Origin of the sequence: Nostoc sp. 106C, assembly GCF_002154725.1 — a bacterium.
GTDB lineage: Bacteria > Cyanobacteriota > Cyanobacteriia > Cyanobacteriales > Nostocaceae > Aulosira.
In genome coordinates, this window is the sequence record NZ_MTAW01000047.1 from 40,686 (window position 1) to 58,831 (window position 18,146).

Consider the following 18,146-nt stretch of genomic DNA (forward strand, 5'->3'; position numbering starts at 1 on the left):
AAAATGAGGAAGACAACTTCAACCAAGCATACTTATTCATTAATATTCTGTCTGATAGTTGCAGCTACCTCTTCAAAAACCAGATCAGCAGAATGTTTAACAGCAGGACTTAACTCCAATCCCAAATTAAGATTTGCTGCTTCAATGAGGTAAACTGTCACCTCTTGGGGAAAGTCATTTTGAAAGATTTTCCGCCCAGTAGCTAAAGCATTATCCCAGCGAAAATCATGCAAGTTATAACTAGGTTCCGGTAAAGCTTCCAATTCTTTACCCGGAACCTTAAATACTGCACCCGGTTCTGAACCAGTTGAACTTGCATCAATAATAATTAATTGTTTGCTACCTCTAGCTTGAAACATTACTTCCATCCCTGCGGTTCCACAGTCGTAAACTTGCACCTTGGGATTAGGATTTTGGGCTAGATATTGTTGTAAGCGTTGGGCAACAATTACACCTACAGCGTCATCACTGCGATTGAGATTACCGCAACCAATAATAGTTAGCATTGGTTAATCAGAATTTTAGAATAAGTTAGCATCTCTACGGATGCAAAAATCATCTTGTACAGCTTGATTGTCAATCGGCCAACTTAAGCCTTGGCGAATAAAATTCACGAATAGACAAATAAAGCCCACCTTCGTGGGCTAATACAAAATCAAGCTTTTCTCAACCCGCCTAGCTGCGGTTTCTAGCCGCCCAGTTCTAAAAATCTACACCATGTTGTTTAGCAATTTGATATAGTTTTTCACACTGTTTTTGTGCTGCTTCCAACAATAGAGCATCTGCTTGTTCGGGAGTACTACCATCTTTAGGAATTAAGTACTTGACATAAAGTGAGACAAAATCAGCTAAAGCCGCTAATCCAGATAAAGCGTGTTTGTCTGCTTCCTTTCCTGCGATCGCAGCTACTAAACCTGCTTTAATTGGGTCTGGTTTAACTTTCAAAAACTGGTCGATCAGCTTCGGAATGTAGTCTTGTGGTGGTAAGTTATTCAACTTACTTGTATCTGGAGTAAAGTCAAATCCTGCTGCTTTTGCCTGCTCTAAAACACACCATTCTGTAAACTCTTGTAGTGCGGTTTCGGGAAGGCGAGGGAGATATCTGTGTAGGGCAATATCAGACACAAGCTTACCTTGTAAATTTCAGTTTTTTGAAGTGCATTAATGCCAGCCTAACTCACTGTTGCTATAAGATTTAGTGTGTTAAGCTACGACTGTTGAATAAATAGTTAGATTGCTAGACTTCAGTGAAGTGCGATCGCCAAGTTGGAGGTATAGAAAGTAATCATTTTGGCTGGAGCGATCGCACTTGTGAATCAAGCTATTCTATTGACTCGAAATTCTGCTGATTTTGGACAAATTGTAGATTTACGCACAGAGGATTGGACTTGAAGAGAGCATCATTGCTTCTAGCAAGCACTTGATTTTGCAGAAGAACGATCATGTAATTGTCTGTTCGTTTATAAATGGGCACACTATAGAACAGGTATAGACATAAGACTTGTTCATGAAACCTGTTTTAAGCGGTCAAATAATCAGATGGAAAGACAATCGGGGGTTTGGTTTCATACAACCTAGCGATTGTAGTCAAGAAGTCTTTATTCACGTCAGTGCATTCAAAGATGTTAACCGTCGTCCCCAAGTTGGAGATTTTATTCAATATCAACTTACAGTTGATAAAAACGGTAAGGTAAGCGCGTGTAATGCGTTGTTCACAGGGGTTACATCAAAAATAATACCTCAATCTTCATCTTCTACCGCACCAAAAACGAAATCTACATCCAAGCCTGTGATGAAATTTTCATCATTAGCATTAAAGACTTTGCTTCTATGTCTACTGCCTGGCTTGGGTTCGATCCATCTTGCATTGACAACTAGCAACCCAATTCCTCTCATCCTTTATCCTGTCATGAGTTTAATTACCTTTGCACTATACGCCGATGATAAATCTCGTGCAAAACAAGGACGATGGAGAGTGCCAGAGAATACTTTGCATCTATGTGAATTATTGGGTGGTTGGTTAGGTGCGTTTGTTGCTCAACAGACACTACGTCATAAAAGTAGCAAAGCTTCCTATCAAATTGTCTTTTGGGTGATAGCAGTTCTGCATATTGGATTTTGGTTAAATTGGCTGTCGCGAATTAAAATGTGAGGCGATTTTTGGGTACTTCCTTAAAGGAACAATAAATAAACGCACGTGATATTGGTGGCGATTGAGCCGTATTATGAGTTGGCAAGTTAAGCTATACGTAATAAGATGAATCCCACAAATGAGCAAACTCAAAGACTTTATAGACTGTGTTATCGGCTGACCAATATTATCTACCCCGGATGGCAGTATAGAAATATTGAGCTTGTTCGCATAGATGGAAGAACTCGCAAGTTATACGTACTGGCTGGAGAAAATTTAGATTTTGAGATTAAGCCTACTGGTGGATACGAGCCATGACAACAGCTAATTATGACGCAATGGGCCTTGATGAGTTACGACGCTATGTACTGACTCATAGAGAAGATATTATTGCGTTTCAGGTGTATGTTGACCGTTCCCAAGCGGCTGGACGGATGATTAGTATAGATATGAGCGATATTCAATGGGAAGAGAATCTCAGTGATAGAATTCAACGCTTATCAGTGGAAGGCGAGTCGGACTAGCTGTAGTACGGATGGGAGCCTATCTAAAATTTAGGGAGTTGCTGAATCTAAGTATGAATTAGGCGATCGCATAACTCTCAAGGCATCATAGCTAATGATGATTAACCATTAGCTATTAGCATCGTCTAGGCAGTCCGAAAACGCGCCAACTCTTCACCAGTCTTCGCATCGTGGGCGTGAACTGTACACACCAAGCAAGAATCAAACGATCGCGCGACGTGACCAACTTCTACTGGATCGCTAGAATCATAAATAGGTGTCCCGATTAAAGCTTCTTCAATAGGGCCGCGCATTCCTTCACCGTCACGGGGGCCGATATTCCAAGTACCTGGGGCGATAACTTGGTAGTTCTTAATCTTACCTCCCTCTACTTCTACCCAGTGACACAAAGAACCTCTTGCTGCTTCTGTTGCACCCCAACCCTTGCCATCTTTTTCTTGGGGTTTGATATACCAAGGGTCATTTAACTTAAATTCGCGCAAACAGTGTTCGGCTTGACGATAAAGCTTGACAATTTCGTGAACTCGTGCAAGCTGACGCACATGAATACTAGCACCACCCATCTGCTTGAACACATCTAAAATAAATCCGTCGTAGTGCTGCCAAGTTTCTCCATGTTTACCGCCTGCGACTAACTGACGTGCCAAAGGCCCAGCTTCTAAACGTCCGAAGTCTTTGTGTAGGACTGCACTTGCCCAAGAATAGGCATTATCAAAGTCTTTGGTATTCTTTTGTATGGGATTAGTTGTGCGATCGCCCGGATGAATATCTGCTATACCCTCATCGTACCAAGAGTGAGTGGTGTTCTCGCGGGTAAAGGATTGATCCATCAAGGTGTGAGTGTCATTAAAGCTGTCATACACTCCACTTTTCATGATCATGGCAGCATTTCGCCCTTCAATAGTCGGCTTTTGGTATTTGTCCTCATGGGCTAAATATCCCCAAGTCACATATTTACCAACACCAGCGCCATATCTATCAAGACCAATATCTAAACCCATGCGCCAATATAAACCCAAGTCGGAATCCCGATGCTTACGGTCTTCGTCTAACCAATCCCTGAAGTCATCGTAAGTCTGGATTTGTTCGTATCGTTCAAGGGAACAACCCAACCATACTGGTTCTAACCAATTGGTGCGGAAGTATTCCAACAACGACCAAGCGCGTGTAATATCGGTGAGGGTGGGGGCGCACATCACACCGCCAGGAACCATGTAACTAGAATGAGGCCATTGACCGCCTAAAAGGGCGTAAATTTCCACTGGTTTGGCAGAAATTGTCACCCCTAATTCGTAAGATGTACCAGTGAAGGCAGCAAAGCGTTTGGTAGCTTCTTCATAAAAGCGACTATTACGGTACTTTCTATTGGTTAAGTCAATCGCAAATAAACCATAAAAGTAACGAGGTATACTTTGGATTGTCTCGACAATTTGACCTAAATTTCTTGCCAAAATTGCATTGCGTGGAACCTCTGTTCCCCAAAGTGTATCTAGTGCCCAAGATGCACAAGTTAGATGAGAACCACCGCAGATACCGCAAATGCGAGGTGTGACGATTAATCCGGCTTGGGGGTCTTTACCACGGAGGATAACTTCAAACCCTCGGAAGAGTTCAGCGTGTGTCCAGGCGTTGACTACATAGCCATCTTCGATATCCACCCGGACATCTAAATCACCCTCGACTCTCCCGACGGGCGAAATGTCTAATGATTGAATTGTCATTTGTTATTTGTCCTTTGTCCTTTGTTATTTGTCCTTTGTCCTTTGGCATTTACCACTAATGACCAATGACCAATGACCAATGACTAAACTGTGAAAAAGTCCTCATCTGCCCAAGCTGGTGCCATGTCTTTGGCTACCATTGTGAGTACGGCATAGTCTTTTGGCTTCACGCCAGGTGGTAATTCTTTGGGAACCCCCATGACTGTTTGCGTTTTAAATACAGTTCCAGGTTTGAGGTCGTAGAAGGGAAATTCTGGTTCGGTGCAACCTAAACAAGGCATACCGGCGCGAGTTTTGGAGGAAACGCGGTTCCATAAGATGCGGTTACAAGAGGAATGAGTCATGGGCCCACGACAGCCTAAATCATAAAATAGACAGCCTTTGCGTTGACCAAATTCGGCGGTTGATGCTTTGTAGGCAAAGTGGACGTTACGGGTACAACCTGTTTGGGTGTAGGTGTTGAAGAAGGTTTGCGGACGATTTAGTTCATCAAGGGCAATATCTTCAATGCGTCCGGTGGCGATCGCCACTAAAATTTGACTAATCCAGTCAGGATGGGCTGGACATCCGGGAATATTAATTACAGGTAATCCTGATTTCGTGCGGAAATCTTTACCTAAAAAACCGCCTTCTTGACGTTTGAGAAATTGCAACCCTTGTGACTCGCTAGGGTTAGGTGACATGGCGGGAATTCCTCCCCATGTGGCACAGTCTCCCACAGCCACAATAAAGCTAGCTACTTGGGAGAGTTCTGTTAACCAATCTTTCATGGGGCGATCGGCAAAGCGATTCCACTCACCTGTACCGTTGGGGGCGTTGACAACACTACCTTCAAACACCAAGATATCTAGGGGAATTTTGCCCGAAATGCAATCTCGTAGTAGTTGTTGTAAGCGATCGCCTAGTTCCAACCCTAAGGATGGATGCCAAAGTATTTTAATGCCAAAGTCGGCAATTAAATCGCAGACTGTTGGTTCTTCAGCATTCAGGAATGACATTGTATTGCCTGAACAAGCACCACCTTGTAGCCATAGTACGTTAGTCATCGGCTATATATTTTTCTACTGCTTAGTGTGCATGATTCAGGTGATAAGTCCTGTAGCGTATCACCTGTTTATCACTGTTTATTTCTAAAATTAATATATTTTTTGGCTATTTTTTATGAATAAATAAAAATTTATGATTTTTCTGAATTTTAGCGAATCCAAAATTTTAGCAAAACGTTGTAGCTATAACAGACTTTTTCCAAAAAATATGGATAATAGATAGACCAATATCATCTCTTCTCTATTCAATTACATTTTGAATTTTCGATGAACTGTAAGCAGAGCAATAACTTTAGAGACATATTAAAAATAATTATTAGTGAGTAAGCCTTATTGATGGCTGCAAAAATTTCATCGCTATTTGATGACATGAATGCAAAAATTGCATTAAATATATTTAAACATTTCAAAATAATTTACTGTATTTGTTAGTAGGTGATACCAAATCAGTTAACAAAATTTTAAGGTATTTAAAACTGTCATTAATATTGGCAATTTCCCTCTAGAAATTTGTAAATAGTTTGTTTTATAGTTTAAAAGCTTGATTCATTCAATCCAAGGAGTGTTCAGTAAACTTCTGGCAAAAATACCTGTTTATTGAAATTCTGGATGCCTTGTTTCGTTCCCTAACCCTAGGTATAACAATCCCTTTATATCGCATCTGAAAAGAGAGAGGGGACGTTGAGATATTCTGCCCGTTGTGCGGATAGAAGTGGAGAGGAGGCGAAAGAGACTGGATGATGTTGGGGAAAATCAAGGGGTTCCGCCTAAGAGATTCACTGAAACAGTGCTGAGGTAAAAGTACTGAGTGCTGAGTAAGGAAATAGGAAGAACTTTTAGCTTCTGTACATAGGTTTGTTGACTCAATATTTTGAATATGGAGAGAAAGAAACTTCTTCCTTACTCAATCATCGTCAGGGTAGAGTAATGCTAAACCCCTACAGTTTTTGGGTTTTACTCAGCACTACTGAATATCTGCGTAAATCGGCTAAGTATGTATAGCCCTTGATGAGACAGGATAAATCTGTCTTAATCTTTCCTGGGCGTTGAAAAATTGAATTCCCCATACGGCCAGATTACGGTAGTTATGACCCCTAGCATTACAGATTTAGTAGTGACGGCGGCCATTGCAGCCATTGCATCAGAGTCAGCAACTACAGAAGAAAAAATCCAGATGCTGATCGAGATGGCGCTAGGCTTTCAAAAAAAGCCCCAAACTGCCAAAGATTTGCGGAATGCAGTTTCTCTGTATTACCGGGCATATCAAATGTGCGGTGAGGATTATCCCCTACTGAAAGCCAAGTCTCAAGTGGGGATGGCTGGGACATTACAGAGGATTCCGGATGTAGGACCGCAACTACTGCTGCAAGCGAAAGCTGGTTATGAAGAGGCATTGCCAATTTTACAACAGTTAGCTTCGCCAACAGAACTGGCAGAAGCACAAATGAACTTGGGGTTGGTGTTGCAATCACTAGTGCCCTTTAATTTAGCGCGGATAGTGGACAGCATCAAAGTTTATCATCAGGCTTTGCGGGTGTTTACCTGGCAAGATTATCCCCAAGAATACGCCATTTTATACAACAATATTGCGATCGCCTATCTTTCCATGCCCCTAGCCTCAGAACGGGAATACTTGCGTCAGGGACTAGCAATACAGACATTTGAAGTGGCGCTAAAGCATATTACGCTGATTGATCACCCTAGAGAATATGCGATGTTGCAAAACAATTTGGGTAATGCTTGGCAATATTTAGTAAATGCTAATTCTTTAGAGAATAACTTACGAGCGATCGCAGCTTATGACGAAGCTTTAAAAGTGCGTAACCCCAAAGATATGCCTCTCGAATACGCTAACACAATTTCTAACAAAGCCAACGCTCTATGCAACTTACCAGACGATCCTCAAAAACCAGAAGTTGGTAATTTGCAAAATCTCTTACAAGCAAGTGCCTATTATCAAGAAGCTTGGGAACTCTTTACCCAACACCAACAGCTAGAACAAGCACAATTACTAGCCCAAGCGATACAACAAATTGTTGCAGACATTACAAATAAAGAAAATTAAACAGTTAGCCCTTAACAGTTAGTACTTATTAGCTTGTGTAGTGTGTACTAATTAGCAATTAAAATTTTTCTATTAAAAGGAAGCCAACCAATGAGAGACATATTGACTAATTTTTTTACCAGCTTCGCATCTGGAGAACTTAACATTAGCACAGAAATTGTGTGGGTATTAATAGCAACTATCTTATCTATGATTGGCGGCGCTATTGGTGGAATGCTATTAGCTGGAAAAGATATAGGCTATAAGTTTTCGGCAATGTTGGGTGGATTATTTGGCCCTGCGGGTGTGATTCCAGCCATGCTTTTAGGGCTAGCTGTACTGAATTTTATAACAAATTTCTAGGAGACATTATGTTTGAGATTGGGTGGTTTTCCGCTAAATTATTTTTCAAAGGAAAGTTACTGCGCGACCCATTACATTTTGTCCGTCAAATGGCAATTGGTATTAGCATAGATTGCCTAATATTAATTTCACTTGCACAAACAGAAATGCCTTTTTGGTTACCAGTAGTAATATCTAGCTTAGCTACTGGTGCAATTATGCCATTTTTACTTAAAGATTTCAGAATGAAGTGAAGTTTCATTGTCATTTGTCAATTGTCCTTAGTCATTTATTATTTGAATAAGCAATAACTAATTACTCTTGGCTTTGGACTCTTGACTCTTGACCATCAACTGTTGACTATTGACTCTTGACATATGACTAATGACTAACCTTGAAGAATTGGTGCAAGAAATCAATCGCTTTGAAGCAATTGTATCTGAGTGGGATGAAAGTCAAAGATGTGTAGTTGTAGGGCTACAAAGAGCGATTGAAGCTTTACATAAAGTAGCCTTGAAGCGTTTGATTCAAAATCTCAAGGAAGAATCTATGTCAGCTTTGCGTCTTGCGGTGGCTGACGAAGTTGTATACGCAGTACTGTTGTACCACGAATTAGTTAAACCCCCAAAACCCCCTTTAGAGCAACGCATTCAAACAGCCCTTAATGAAGTACGTCCAGGCTTGCAAAGCCATAACGGGGATGTGGAACTAGTAGCAATTAAACTACCAGATACAGTAGAAGTCAGGTTAATCGGAACTTGCAGTAATTGTCCTGCTTCTACTTTAACTTTATCTCAAGGAGTCGAACAGTTCATTAAATCCCATTGTCCAGAGATTACTACAGTTATTGCAGTCAATAGTGGATCAGTGGTTGATAGTTCTAAGTCTAATTTAACTAGTCCATTTTCTCCGCAAAGAGGCTCTACTTGGATTAGAGTTGCAACTGTTGATAAAATTCCCAAAGCTGGGGTTTTGGCAGTAAAAGTTGCAGGAACTTCTTTAATTTTATATCGGCAAGGTATTAACATTAGGTGTTACCATAATGCTTGTATCCATCTAGGAGCAACTTTGGATGAGGGTCAAGTTGAAAATGGGATTATTACTTGCCCTGCCCACGGATTTCAGTACAGGTTAGAAAGCGGCGAATGTGTAACGGTTCCTGGTGTTTCGCTTCAGTCATATCCGCTACAAATTAAAGAAGATAAAGTGTTTGTTCAACTGCGATGAGCAAGCCCTCTTCTAAAATTGTGACTGTCGCCGATTAGAGGTAATTCTAACGATTAAGGTTTGGTGATCTTGTAGAGTGGGCAATCCTACTCTACGAAGTTTTCAGTTTTGATTTCCTCACGAGATAAATACAGCAATCAGGAAGTAAATTTCTCAATTGGTAAATTTTATTAATTAAGAATATCTGTAAATCTTGAAATTATTAGATTTGCAAGCAGTAGGACAAATACCCCAGATTTTAGGTAAATTGTTTGGTTTAACATGTATCAATATTCATAAGCTATCAAAAATAGCAAGATGTTATTAATATCAATGTAATAAGATCGTGTAGCTTAAATAGCAGCACAAGAAAAGATATAAATCAACAATTAAAGTGTGTGTATTTTGGTTAAAATTAGCTTGATACATGTAGAGTTTGAGCCGTAAAGTACTCTAAAGTAGAAGCAAATTTAGTCAAATCAATAGCAGCCAACCTAAGTTGCTCTAGTAGATAGAGATGGAAAAATATTCTGCTTTAGGCTACCCTAGGCCGCTTGAATTAAGAACATTTACAACTATGCGTACACCAATTCTTCCATACTTGTTCAGATGACCCCTAGCATTACAGATTCAACAGTAAAGGCCGCGATCGCAGCTATTGCATCGGAGTCAGCAACGACACAAGAGAAAATCGAAATGTTGATTGAGTTGGCACAGGGGTTACAGAAAAAACCCAAAACTGCCCAAGATTTATGGAGTGCAGTTGCACTGTATAAACGGGCTAATGAAATGTGCAGTGATGATTATCCCCTGATGAAAGCTCGCGCTAAGGTGGGTATGGCTGGGGCTTTAAAGGCAATTCCCGAGGAGGGGACAGAGTTACTGCTAGAAGCAAAAGCAGCTTATACTGAAGCACTGCCGATTCTGCAACAGTTGGCCTCAAAAGAGGAAATAGCAGAAGCACAGATGAATTTGGGGCTAGTTTTGCAGTCTCTAGTACCCTTCAATTTGGCCCAAATAGCAGACAGCATCAAGGTTTATCAAGAGGCATTGCGGGTGTTTACAGCGCAGAAATATCCAGAAGAGTATGCCATTTTACACAACAATATTGCGATCGCTTACCTCTCAATATCTGTGGGGATGGAACAAAAACAGTTGTGTGAAGGTTTAGCTGTACAGACATTTGAATCAGCACTAAAGCACATTACCTTGATTGAAAACCCAAGGGAATATGCGATGTTGCAAAACAATTTAGGTAATGCTTTGCAATATTTACAAAGTACCCATCCTGTAGAGAATAATTTAAAGGCGATCGCAGCTTACGAAGAGGCATTAATAGTCCGTAATGCTAAAGATACACCCTTAGAATATGCCAATACAATTTCTAACAAAGCTAACGCCCTATTTAACCTCCCTGATGATCCAGAAAAACCAGAATTAGGAAATCCCCAAAATCTCTTACAAGCAAGTTACTACTATCAAGAAGCATGGGGAATATTCACCCAGCATCAACATCTAGAGCAAGCACAAGTTGTCGCCCAAGCTTTGCAAGAATTAGAGGCGGAAATCAAAACACGAAATGAGAAACTCTAGAATAATTTTATAGTTTTCGTGCATAGACGAGGATACTTTATTCAAGTCGTAAAATCTGCCTAGGCAAGTAACAGGTGTAAACAATAACGTAAGAGTGTGGTTTTAGTGAAGTTGCAATCGCTGATACAGCAAGACTGAATCATTGGTGAAAAAATACTAATGATAAATCTAAAAAGGCTAAAGACATTCTGTTAAGAATAATCAGCATTCTTCAGCTTATATCAGCGGTTAATGCATAAATCTATCAAGTTTAATTCCACACCTCAATTACCGCCAGAACTAACAGGAGTTTTGCTGAATTCTCCCTTCTCACCTCAAGGTGCAGAAGTAATTTTAGGTGAGATTCTAAAACCAGGACAATTAGCCATACCTATAGCGCCTAGTGCCACAAGTATGTTTGGCCCTCGTGGTGCTAGTTTATTATCAGAAACAGGTCCATTATGGGTATCAGATACAGGACATCATCGATTGTTGGGATGGCGAAATTTACCCACCAAAGATAGTCAAAGTGCTGATTGGGTAATTGGACAACCAGATTTTTACCATGAAGGACAAAATGCTAAAGGTACGCCTGGAAGGGCAACCCTAAGTGTACCAACGGGAATTTGTGCCTGTGGGGAAGGATTAGCTGTAGCAGACGCTTGGAACCACCGCGTATTGATTTGGAAAAAATTACCAGAAGATAGTAATGTTCCCGCACATTTGGTATTAGGACAAGCTAATTTTACTGATAATGAACCAAATCGAGGCAGTCAATTAGCCGCAGCAAATACAATGCACTGGCCTTATGGAGTTTTCTATCACCAAGGAAGGCTATTTGTAACTGATACTGGCAATCGTCGGGTACTAATTTGGCAGCAATTACCAACTGAAAATGGTCAACCTGCTGATTTAGTGCTGGGACAACCTGATATGATATCGCGTAATGAAAATGGCGGCGGTTCTCCTACAGATGCGAGTATGCGATGGTGTCACGATATTAGCTTTTGGAGAGACAATCTAGTTGTTGCTGATGCCGGAAATAACCGTGTGATGATTTGGCAGGGAATGCCAACAGAAAATAATGCCCCTTGTACAGTGGTATTGGGACAAAAAAGCTTTGATGCTGTGGAGATGAATCAAGGAGTTTATTTTCCCAATGCTGCCAGTTTGAGTATGCCTTATGGAGTTGATGTTGCAGGCGATTGGTTAGTAGTTGCGGATACAGCTAATTCTCGCTTGCTTGGATGGAAAAAGCCAGAATCAATTCTATCACTGCAAGGTAAGGAGGCAGATGCGATCGCAGGGCAAACAAATTTTAAAAATAAAGGTGAAAATCGTGATTTTGGGCTGCCAACAAGAGAAAGTTTAAATTGGTGTTACGGTATAAAAATTTGTGGCAAGACTGCGGTAATAGCTGATTCTGGAAACAACCGAATTTTGCTGTGGCAATTTAATTATGGCGACTGAAGAAATCAGAGTTCGCGGTACAGTTCAGGGTGTGGGATTTCGCCCGACTGTTTATCGTCTTGCCAAAGCCTGCGGTTTGCGGGGAGATGTTTGTAATGATGGACAAGGTGTCTTAATTCGGGCGTCTGGTAGCGAAGCAGCTTTAGCAGAATTCGTCATCCGATTACAGCAAGAATGTCCACCTCTAGCCAGAATTCAGGAAATCATCAGAACGCCTTGTGCAGGTGAATTTAACTTTGAGGATTTTGCGATCGCCAGTAGTGTCAGTAGTAAAGTGAAAACAGAAATCTCCCCTGATGCTGCTACTTGTCCTCAATGTCAGAAAGAAATTTTTGACCCCTTTAGCCGCTTTTACCGTTATCCCTTCACCAACTGTACCCATTGCGGCCCCAGATTGAGTATTATTCGCGCCATTCCCTATGACAGATGCAATACCAGTATGTCTGCATTTGCCATGTGTCCCGAATGCGAGAAAGAATACCACGATGTCGAAAACCGCCGCTTTCATGCCCAACCTGTAGCTTGCCATATCTGCGGTCCCAAAGCTTGGTTAGAACGTGCTGATGGTAAATCGGTTACAGCGTCCATGTTCTCCATGATGGATGATGTTGATGCTGTCTGTACGCTGTTGCAAAAAGGCGAGATTGTGGCAATTAAAGGGTTAGGTGGTATTCACTTAGCTTGCGATGCAACTGTGGAAGCCGCTGTTCAAAAATTGCGTCAGCGTAAAAGGCGCTATCATAAACCTTTGGCTTTAATGGCAAGAGATATAGAAATAATTGCCGAATATTGCATCATCAACACCAAAGAAAGAGAATTATTAACAAGCCCCGCCGCGCCTATTGTTTTGTTGCAGAAAAAAGCACTAGAAACCAGAGAAGAAATTGTTACTTCTAACTCTTCCCTATTCACTCAGCACTCAAGACTCAGCACTCAGCACTCTATCGCCCCTTCTGTAGCACCTGGGCAAAATAGCCTCGGTTTTATGCTACCTTATACGCCCTTACATCACTTAATTCTCAAGCGAATGAATCGCCCGATTGTGTTAACTAGTGGCAATTTATCTGATGAACCGCAATGTATTGATAATGGAGAAGCACGGGATAGGTTAGGCAAAATAGCCGATTATTTTCTTTTTCACAATCGAGATATTGTTAATCGCGTAGATGATTCAGTAGTGCGGGTTGTTGGCGATAAAGTCCAAACAATTCGCCGCGCCAGAGGATATGTACCGGCACCAATTAACTTACCACTTGGATTTGATAAAATTCCGCCGATTTTAGCAATGGGTAGCGAGTTAAAAAATACCTTTTGCTTAATACGAGAAGGAGAAGCAATTCTCTCGCAACATTTGGGAGATTTAGAAAATGCAGTAGCTTTTAATGCTTACCAAGATGCCTTAAATTTATACTTAAACTTATTTGAGCATCAACCAAAAGCCATAGCCGTTGATAAACATCCAGAATATCTCTCATCAAAACTGGGTAAAGAATTAGCAGCCGCTAACCAAATCAAAATTTATCATATCCAGCATCATCACGCTCACATTGCCGCTTGCATGGCAGAAAATGGTATTACTCTCAATTCCCCGCCAGTTTTAGGTATTGCTTTAGATGGCTTGGGTTATGGCGAAGATGGTACATTTTGGGGTGGAGAATTTCTTTTAGCAGATTACTATAAATTCCAGCGACTGGCAACATTTAAACCAGTGGCAATGATTGGTGGAGAACAAGCAATTTATCAGCCTTGGCGTAACACTTATGCTCAACTAATAGCAGCCGATAGCTGGCAAAATTTAACACAAAAATATGGAGAATTAGAAATATTAAAATTTTTAGAGCAAAAGCCGCTAAAGTTGCTCAATCAGCTTATGGAAAAGAAGATTAATTCTCCTCTAGCTTCCTCAACAGGACGATTATTCGATGCCGTAGCAGCAGCAATTGGGATTTTTCAGGAAAAATGTAGCTATGAAGGACAAGCTGCGATCGCAATGGAAACTTTAGCCGATATCGATAGCTTAAATAATGATAAAGAAAAGCAAAATTATCCTTTTAATTTTACCTTTTTCGATAGTATTTATTATATAGACCCTAGCCCTATATGGCCAGCCTTGCTCACAGACTTACAACAGCAGATATCTCCAGTGATAATAGCTGCAAAATTTCATATAAGTTTAGCCAAAGCAATTGTCGAGATGGTCAAAAATCTCTCTCAAGAACATCTTATTAATCATGTCGTCCTAACAGGAGGCGTATTTCAAAATTGTATTTTATTAGAACAAGTTATTAAAGGCTTACAAACAATAAAAATAAACGTCTTAACTCACAGCTTAGTTCCCTCAAATGATGGCGGCATATCCTTAGGACAAGCTATTATTACAGCCGCTAAATTAATAGATTGATTCTCCTTAATAACCTAACACACTCACACTCTTCTTAAATCCTCTCTGCGTTCTCCGCGCCTCTGTGGTTCGTTTATCTTCAAAAAGGAAAATAACAATGTGTTTGGGCATTCCTGGTCAAATAGTCGAAATAACAGACGTTAATCATAAATTAGCCATTGTCAACGTTGGAGGTGTCAAACGACAGGTAAACATTGCTTGCATAGTTGACGAACAACATCCCCCAGAAGCTTGTATTGGAGATTGGGTATTAGTTCATGTAGGCTTCGCTATGAATCGTATTAACGAACAAGAAGCAGCAGAAACATTACAACTATTAGAAGAAATAGCAACAGCGCAAGCAGGAGTTAGTACTTAAGTAATCTCTTAATTCTATGAAATACCTATTTTATTCTTGCTTGCTTTCTTCTTTCGTGTGCTTTGCGTACTTTGCGGTTCGTTAAAAAAATTCTCTTCTAAAAAGCTAACCCAACACTTCCTCACACACAATATGAAATATGTTGACGAATTCCGCGAACCAGAAAAGGCTGAAGGCTTACGCCGTGAAATTACCAAAATCAGCCAACAGCTAGCAAGACCAATCAAAATCATGGAAGTATGCGGCGGACATACCCATTCCATATTTAAGTATGGTATCGAAGAAATTTTACCCGATCGCATTGAATTAATTCATGGCCCTGGTTGTCCAGTATGCGTTATGCCAAAGGGAAGGTTAGATGATGCGATCGCAATCTGCCAAAATGATAACGTCATCTTTGCCACCTTTGGCGATGCCATGCGAGTTCCTGGCTCTAAAACTAGTTTGCTGCAAGCCAGAGCCACAGGCGCAGATATCCGCATGGTATACTCGCCCCTAGATAGCTTACAAATAGCCAAAGATAACCCCGACAAAGAAGTTGTATTTTTCGCCTTAGGCTTTGAAACCACAGCCCCCAGTACCGCCTTCACCATCCTGCAAGCCGCAGCCGAAAAAATTCCCAACTTTAGTATGTTTTGTAATCACGTCCTCGTGATTCCCGCCCTACAAGCACTACTAGATAACCCCGACTTGCAACTAGATGGATTTGTCGGTCCTGGCCATGTCAGCATGGTAATTGGCACTGACCCTTATCAGTTTATTTCGCAACAATATCATAAGCCAATTGTTGTCTCAGGATTTGAACCCTTAGACATTCTCCAATCGATTTGGATGTTGTTGCAACAGCTATTAGAAAATCGCTGCGAAGTCGAAAATCAGTATAATCGAATTGTCCAACCTGCGGGAAATCAAGTTGCATTAGCAGCTATCAACCAAGTTTTTACAGCGCGAGAAAAATTTGAGTGGCGTGGCTTAGGTGATATCCCTTATTCAGGCTTACAAATTCGTTCAGAATATGCGCAATTTGATGCCGAAGTAAAATTTACTATTCCTAGCCTAAAAGTTGCCGACCATAAAGCTTGTCAATGTGGAGAAATCCTCAAAGGAGTCTTAAAGCCTTGGCAGTGTAAAGTATTTGGTACAGCTTGCACGCCAGAAACCCCTATTGGCACTTGTATGGTATCTTCCGAAGGTGCTTGTGCTGCCTACTATAAATATGGCAGACTATCTACTCTTGCCAAAAAAACAATCCAAGAAAAACCCAAGCTAGATTTATCTCAAGAACCTCTGCCATCCTGTAGTACATCTTTGGTATAGCTAATCTCAACCACATATTTGAGGAAAAATTTTATGCCATTTGTCACAGTTAAAATTGCTAGAGGACACTCCATCGAAAAAAAGCGGCGGCTGGTGGAAGCAATTACTAATGCCCTAGTTTCAGCTTTAGATACCAAGCCAGAATGGATAACCATTCATATTGATGAATTTGAACGAGAAAATTGGGCTGTAAATGGTCTATTACATTGTGATAGACATCGTGGCAGACACGATGAGGCAGGCAGATAACATAGGGGCACAACAATGTTGTGCCCTTACCGATAACAGCTAAAAAAATGAGGGGAATTTAAATGACCACTAACAATCATCAACGTCAACTGTGGCTACTTGGTTTAATAGTTATTAATATCTTTGCTTCCGTTCTACATTATATTTATCAATACCCAGAACCGTCTTGGTTTACGCCTCAGCTCACAGACTCTCTTTGGTTGATCATGACACCCTTGGGATTAGCTGGATATTATCAATATATTAAAAAAGCATTTTCATCTGCATATTTATGCCTATATACATACATTATCATGAGTCAGATTACTTTAGGTCACTACGTTATTACTCCTTTGTGGCATCTGTCTCTAAAAATGAATACATTGATTTTATTTGAATCTATTACAGCAATTCCTCTATTACTTTTCGTAGCTTGGTCGCAACTGTTCCTCAAAGAAGGTAACGAAGCCACACAATAAGTTTCTTTGTCATTAGTCATTGGTCATTTATTATTTCCGCGCGTCTTTGCGTCTCCTTGCCTCTGCTATCCGCTTCATCCCTTTTTTGTATATGGTACTTCCTTCTGCCCGGTTGGTGAGTTTCGGCTACGCTCAACTGCCGCGAAGTCGAACCACTACCCTCTGCCTAATATTAAAGCAATTTCAACATGGACTTTTCACCAAGTACCTCAGCACAAAATTCGCTATTTGAAAAGCTGGAAAAAATCCGTCGTCGGCAAAGTAAAGTGCGAGATACTCATATTACCCTCGCACATGGTAGCGGTGGTAAAGCTATGCACGATTTAATTGACGATATCTTTGTCAAAAGTTTTAATAATCCAATTCTTTCCCAGTTAGAAGACCAAGCTAGTTTTAATTTAGCCAGTCTGATGCAACATGGAGACAGACTAGCTTTTACCACTGATTCTTATGTTGTAGACCCTTTATTTTTTCCTGGTGGTGATATTGGAGAATTAGCCGTTAATGGCACAGTTAACGATTTAGCAGTGAGTGGTGCTAAACCTTTATACCTTACCTGTAGCGTAATTTTAGAAGAAGGTTTAGCTGTAGAAACTTTACGAAGTGTGGTTGCCAGTATGCAAGTAGCCGCAAATCAAGCAGGTATTCAAATTGTAACTGGCGACACAAAAGTTGTTCATCGTGGTGCTGCTGATAAACTGTTTATTAATACTGCCGGCATTGGCATAATTCCCAAAGGCGTTGAGATTTCTGCTCATAAAATCCAACCAGGCGATGCGATAATTGTTAATGGTGATTTGGGCAATCATGGGACAGCAATTTTAATTGCCCGTGGTGAATTAGCATTGGATACTGATATTGAAAGTGATTGCCAACCATTGCACGGCTTAGTAGAAAACATCCTCAAAGTTTGCCCCGAAGTTCATGCTATGCGCGATGCAACACGCGGCGGTTTAGCTACAGTATTAAATGAATTTGCCCTTAGTTCTAATGTAGGAATTCGCCTTTACGAAGAATCTATCCCAGTGCGTGAAGAAGTCAAGGGTGTTTGCGAAATTCTTGGTTTAGATCCCTTATATTTAGCCAATGAAGGTAAGTTAGTACTAGTAGTACCTGGCAAATATGCTGAGGCTGTTTTATCAACCATGAAATCTCATCCAGCAGGAAAAGATGCTGAGATTATTGGTGAAGTAATTACAACGCCTCCAGGCGTAGTTTTGTTAAAAACAGTTTTCAATGCTGAACGAATTGTTGATATGCTAGTAGGCGATCAACTGCCACGAATATGTTGATTATTGCTTGCTATG

General features: G+C 40.7%; 19 protein-coding genes. 15 read left to right on the forward strand and 4 right to left on the reverse strand.

Annotation, left to right across the window (positions count from 1 at the left end):
* Positions 1–32: 32 nt before the first annotated feature.
* Positions 33–506: a hydrogenase maturation protease gene (locus BV375_RS03580; protein WP_086757340.1), complete on the reverse strand. Its 474-nt coding sequence runs from the start codon at positions 504–506 to the stop codon at positions 33–35.
* A gap of 196 nt (positions 507–702) precedes the next feature.
* Complete coding sequence (locus tag BV375_RS03585; protein WP_086757342.1) at positions 703–1,125, reverse strand: hypothetical protein; 423 nt, start codon at positions 1,123–1,125, stop codon at positions 703–705.
* Between the two features lie 382 nt (positions 1,126–1,507).
* Between BV375_RS03585 and BV375_RS03590 the strand changes: the two genes are divergently transcribed.
* The 3 genes from BV375_RS03590 (at position 1,508) to BV375_RS03600 (ending at position 2,655) form a co-directional block, all read left to right on the forward strand.
* Entirely contained in the window at positions 1,508–2,152 is a 645-nt protein-coding gene (locus BV375_RS03590; RefSeq protein ID WP_086757345.1) for a DUF1294 domain-containing protein, read from the forward strand.
* Between the two features lie 105 nt (positions 2,153–2,257).
* Complete coding sequence (locus BV375_RS03595) at positions 2,258–2,449, forward strand: hypothetical protein (RefSeq protein WP_086757347.1); 192 nt, start codon at positions 2,258–2,260, stop codon at positions 2,447–2,449.
* Complete coding sequence (locus BV375_RS03600) at positions 2,446–2,655, forward strand: hypothetical protein (protein ID WP_086757349.1); 210 nt, start codon at positions 2,446–2,448, stop codon at positions 2,653–2,655. Before BV375_RS03595 ends, BV375_RS03600 begins: the two co-directional genes overlap by 4 nt.
* Positions 2,656–2,780: 125 nt before the next feature.
* Here BV375_RS03600 and BV375_RS03605 read toward each other — a convergent pair whose 3' ends face one another.
* A complete protein-coding gene (locus BV375_RS03605) occupies positions 2,781–4,376 on the reverse strand; it encodes a nickel-dependent hydrogenase large subunit (RefSeq protein WP_086757351.1) in 1,596 nt (531 codons plus the stop codon).
* An 83-nt stretch (positions 4,377–4,459) separates the two neighbouring features.
* A complete protein-coding gene (locus BV375_RS03610; protein ID WP_086757352.1) occupies positions 4,460–5,422 on the reverse strand; it encodes a hydrogenase small subunit in 963 nt (320 codons plus the stop codon).
* Positions 5,423–6,509: 1,087 nt separating this feature from the next.
* Here BV375_RS03610 and BV375_RS03615 point away from each other — a divergent pair.
* From BV375_RS03615 to hypE, 12 genes are all read left to right on the forward strand, one after another.
* Positions 6,510–7,487 carry a hypothetical protein gene (locus BV375_RS03615; RefSeq protein ID WP_086757354.1) on the forward strand — a complete coding sequence of 326 codons (978 nt, stop codon included), beginning with the start codon at positions 6,510–6,512 and terminating at the stop codon, positions 7,485–7,487.
* A gap of 90 nt (positions 7,488–7,577) precedes the next feature.
* Positions 7,578–7,829, forward strand: coding sequence for a hypothetical protein (locus tag BV375_RS03620; RefSeq protein ID WP_086757356.1), 252 nt, complete (start codon positions 7,578–7,580; stop codon positions 7,827–7,829).
* A gap of 8 nt (positions 7,830–7,837) precedes the next feature.
* The gene (locus BV375_RS38010; RefSeq protein WP_086757359.1) at positions 7,838–8,062 is read left to right on the forward strand and encodes a hypothetical protein; all 225 of its coding nucleotides are present in this window, start codon (positions 7,838–7,840) and stop codon (positions 8,060–8,062) included.
* 130 nt (positions 8,063–8,192) lie between these two features.
* Positions 8,193–9,035: a NifU family protein gene (locus BV375_RS03630; RefSeq protein WP_086757361.1), complete on the forward strand. Its 843-nt coding sequence runs from the start codon at positions 8,193–8,195 to the stop codon at positions 9,033–9,035.
* A 588-nt stretch (positions 9,036–9,623) separates the two neighbouring features.
* A complete protein-coding gene (locus tag BV375_RS03635; protein WP_086757363.1) occupies positions 9,624–10,607 on the forward strand; it encodes a hypothetical protein in 984 nt (327 codons plus the stop codon).
* A gap of 231 nt (positions 10,608–10,838) precedes the next feature.
* Positions 10,839–12,056 carry a hypothetical protein gene (locus tag BV375_RS03640; protein ID WP_143841976.1) on the forward strand — a complete coding sequence of 406 codons (1,218 nt, stop codon included), beginning with the start codon at positions 10,839–10,841 and terminating at the stop codon, positions 12,054–12,056.
* Positions 12,046–14,457 carry a carbamoyltransferase HypF gene (gene hypF / locus BV375_RS03645; RefSeq protein WP_086757365.1) on the forward strand — a complete coding sequence of 804 codons (2,412 nt, stop codon included), beginning with the start codon at positions 12,046–12,048 and terminating at the stop codon, positions 14,455–14,457. Before BV375_RS03640 ends, hypF begins: the two co-directional genes overlap by 11 nt.
* A gap of 97 nt (positions 14,458–14,554) precedes the next feature.
* Positions 14,555–14,815 carry a HypC/HybG/HupF family hydrogenase formation chaperone gene (locus BV375_RS03650; RefSeq protein ID WP_086757367.1) on the forward strand — a complete coding sequence of 87 codons (261 nt, stop codon included), beginning with the start codon at positions 14,555–14,557 and terminating at the stop codon, positions 14,813–14,815.
* 132 nt (positions 14,816–14,947) lie between these two features.
* Positions 14,948–16,132, forward strand: a complete 1,185-nt coding sequence (hypD, locus tag BV375_RS03655) for a hydrogenase formation protein HypD (protein ID WP_086757369.1) — start codon at positions 14,948–14,950, stop codon at positions 16,130–16,132.
* 18 nt (positions 16,133–16,150) lie between these two features.
* The gene (locus BV375_RS03660) at positions 16,151–16,381 is read left to right on the forward strand and encodes a 4-oxalocrotonate tautomerase family protein (RefSeq protein ID WP_279432897.1); all 231 of its coding nucleotides are present in this window, start codon (positions 16,151–16,153) and stop codon (positions 16,379–16,381) included.
* 62 nt (positions 16,382–16,443) lie between these two features.
* The gene (locus BV375_RS03665) at positions 16,444–16,839 is read left to right on the forward strand and encodes a hypothetical protein (protein WP_086757371.1); all 396 of its coding nucleotides are present in this window, start codon (positions 16,444–16,446) and stop codon (positions 16,837–16,839) included.
* A gap of 188 nt (positions 16,840–17,027) precedes the next feature.
* A complete protein-coding gene (hypE, locus tag BV375_RS03670; RefSeq protein WP_086757373.1) occupies positions 17,028–18,131 on the forward strand; it encodes a hydrogenase expression/formation protein HypE in 1,104 nt (367 codons plus the stop codon).
* The last annotated feature ends 15 nt before the right edge of the window (positions 18,132–18,146 follow it).

Bases quoted from the DNA above. Each gene is read 5' to 3' on its own strand.
- hypD (WP_086757369.1), top strand. From the start codon at position 14,948: ATGAAATATGTTGACGAATTCCGCGAACCAGAAAAGGCTGAAGGCTTA.
- BV375_RS03605 (WP_086757351.1), bottom strand. From the start codon at position 4,376: ATGACAATTCAATCATTAGACATTTCGCCCGTCGGGAGAGTCGAGGGT.
- BV375_RS03630 (WP_086757361.1), top strand. From the start codon at position 8,193: ATGACTAACCTTGAAGAATTGGTGCAAGAAATCAATCGCTTTGAAGCA.
- BV375_RS03635 (WP_086757363.1), top strand. From the start codon at position 9,624: ATGACCCCTAGCATTACAGATTCAACAGTAAAGGCCGCGATCGCAGCT.
- hypE (WP_086757373.1), top strand. From the start codon at position 17,028: ATGGACTTTTCACCAAGTACCTCAGCACAAAATTCGCTATTTGAAAAG.
- BV375_RS03580 (WP_086757340.1), bottom strand. From the start codon at position 506: ATGCTAACTATTATTGGTTGCGGTAATCTCAATCGCAGTGATGACGCT.
- BV375_RS03650 (WP_086757367.1), top strand. From the start codon at position 14,555: ATGTGTTTGGGCATTCCTGGTCAAATAGTCGAAATAACAGACGTTAAT.
- BV375_RS03665 (WP_086757371.1), top strand. From the start codon at position 16,444: ATGACCACTAACAATCATCAACGTCAACTGTGGCTACTTGGTTTAATA.
- BV375_RS03590 (WP_086757345.1), top strand. From the start codon at position 1,508: ATGAAACCTGTTTTAAGCGGTCAAATAATCAGATGGAAAGACAATCGG.
- BV375_RS03620 (WP_086757356.1), top strand. From the start codon at position 7,578: ATGAGAGACATATTGACTAATTTTTTTACCAGCTTCGCATCTGGAGAA.
- BV375_RS03615 (WP_086757354.1), top strand. From the start codon at position 6,510: ATGACCCCTAGCATTACAGATTTAGTAGTGACGGCGGCCATTGCAGCC.
- BV375_RS38010 (WP_086757359.1), top strand. From the start codon at position 7,838: ATGTTTGAGATTGGGTGGTTTTCCGCTAAATTATTTTTCAAAGGAAAG.
- BV375_RS03595 (WP_086757347.1), top strand. From the start codon at position 2,258: ATGAATCCCACAAATGAGCAAACTCAAAGACTTTATAGACTGTGTTAT.
- BV375_RS03640 (WP_143841976.1), top strand. From the start codon at position 10,839: ATGCATAAATCTATCAAGTTTAATTCCACACCTCAATTACCGCCAGAA.
- BV375_RS03610 (WP_086757352.1), bottom strand. From the start codon at position 5,422: ATGACTAACGTACTATGGCTACAAGGTGGTGCTTGTTCAGGCAATACA.
- BV375_RS03600 (WP_086757349.1), top strand. From the start codon at position 2,446: ATGACAACAGCTAATTATGACGCAATGGGCCTTGATGAGTTACGACGC.
- hypF (WP_086757365.1), top strand. From the start codon at position 12,046: ATGGCGACTGAAGAAATCAGAGTTCGCGGTACAGTTCAGGGTGTGGGA.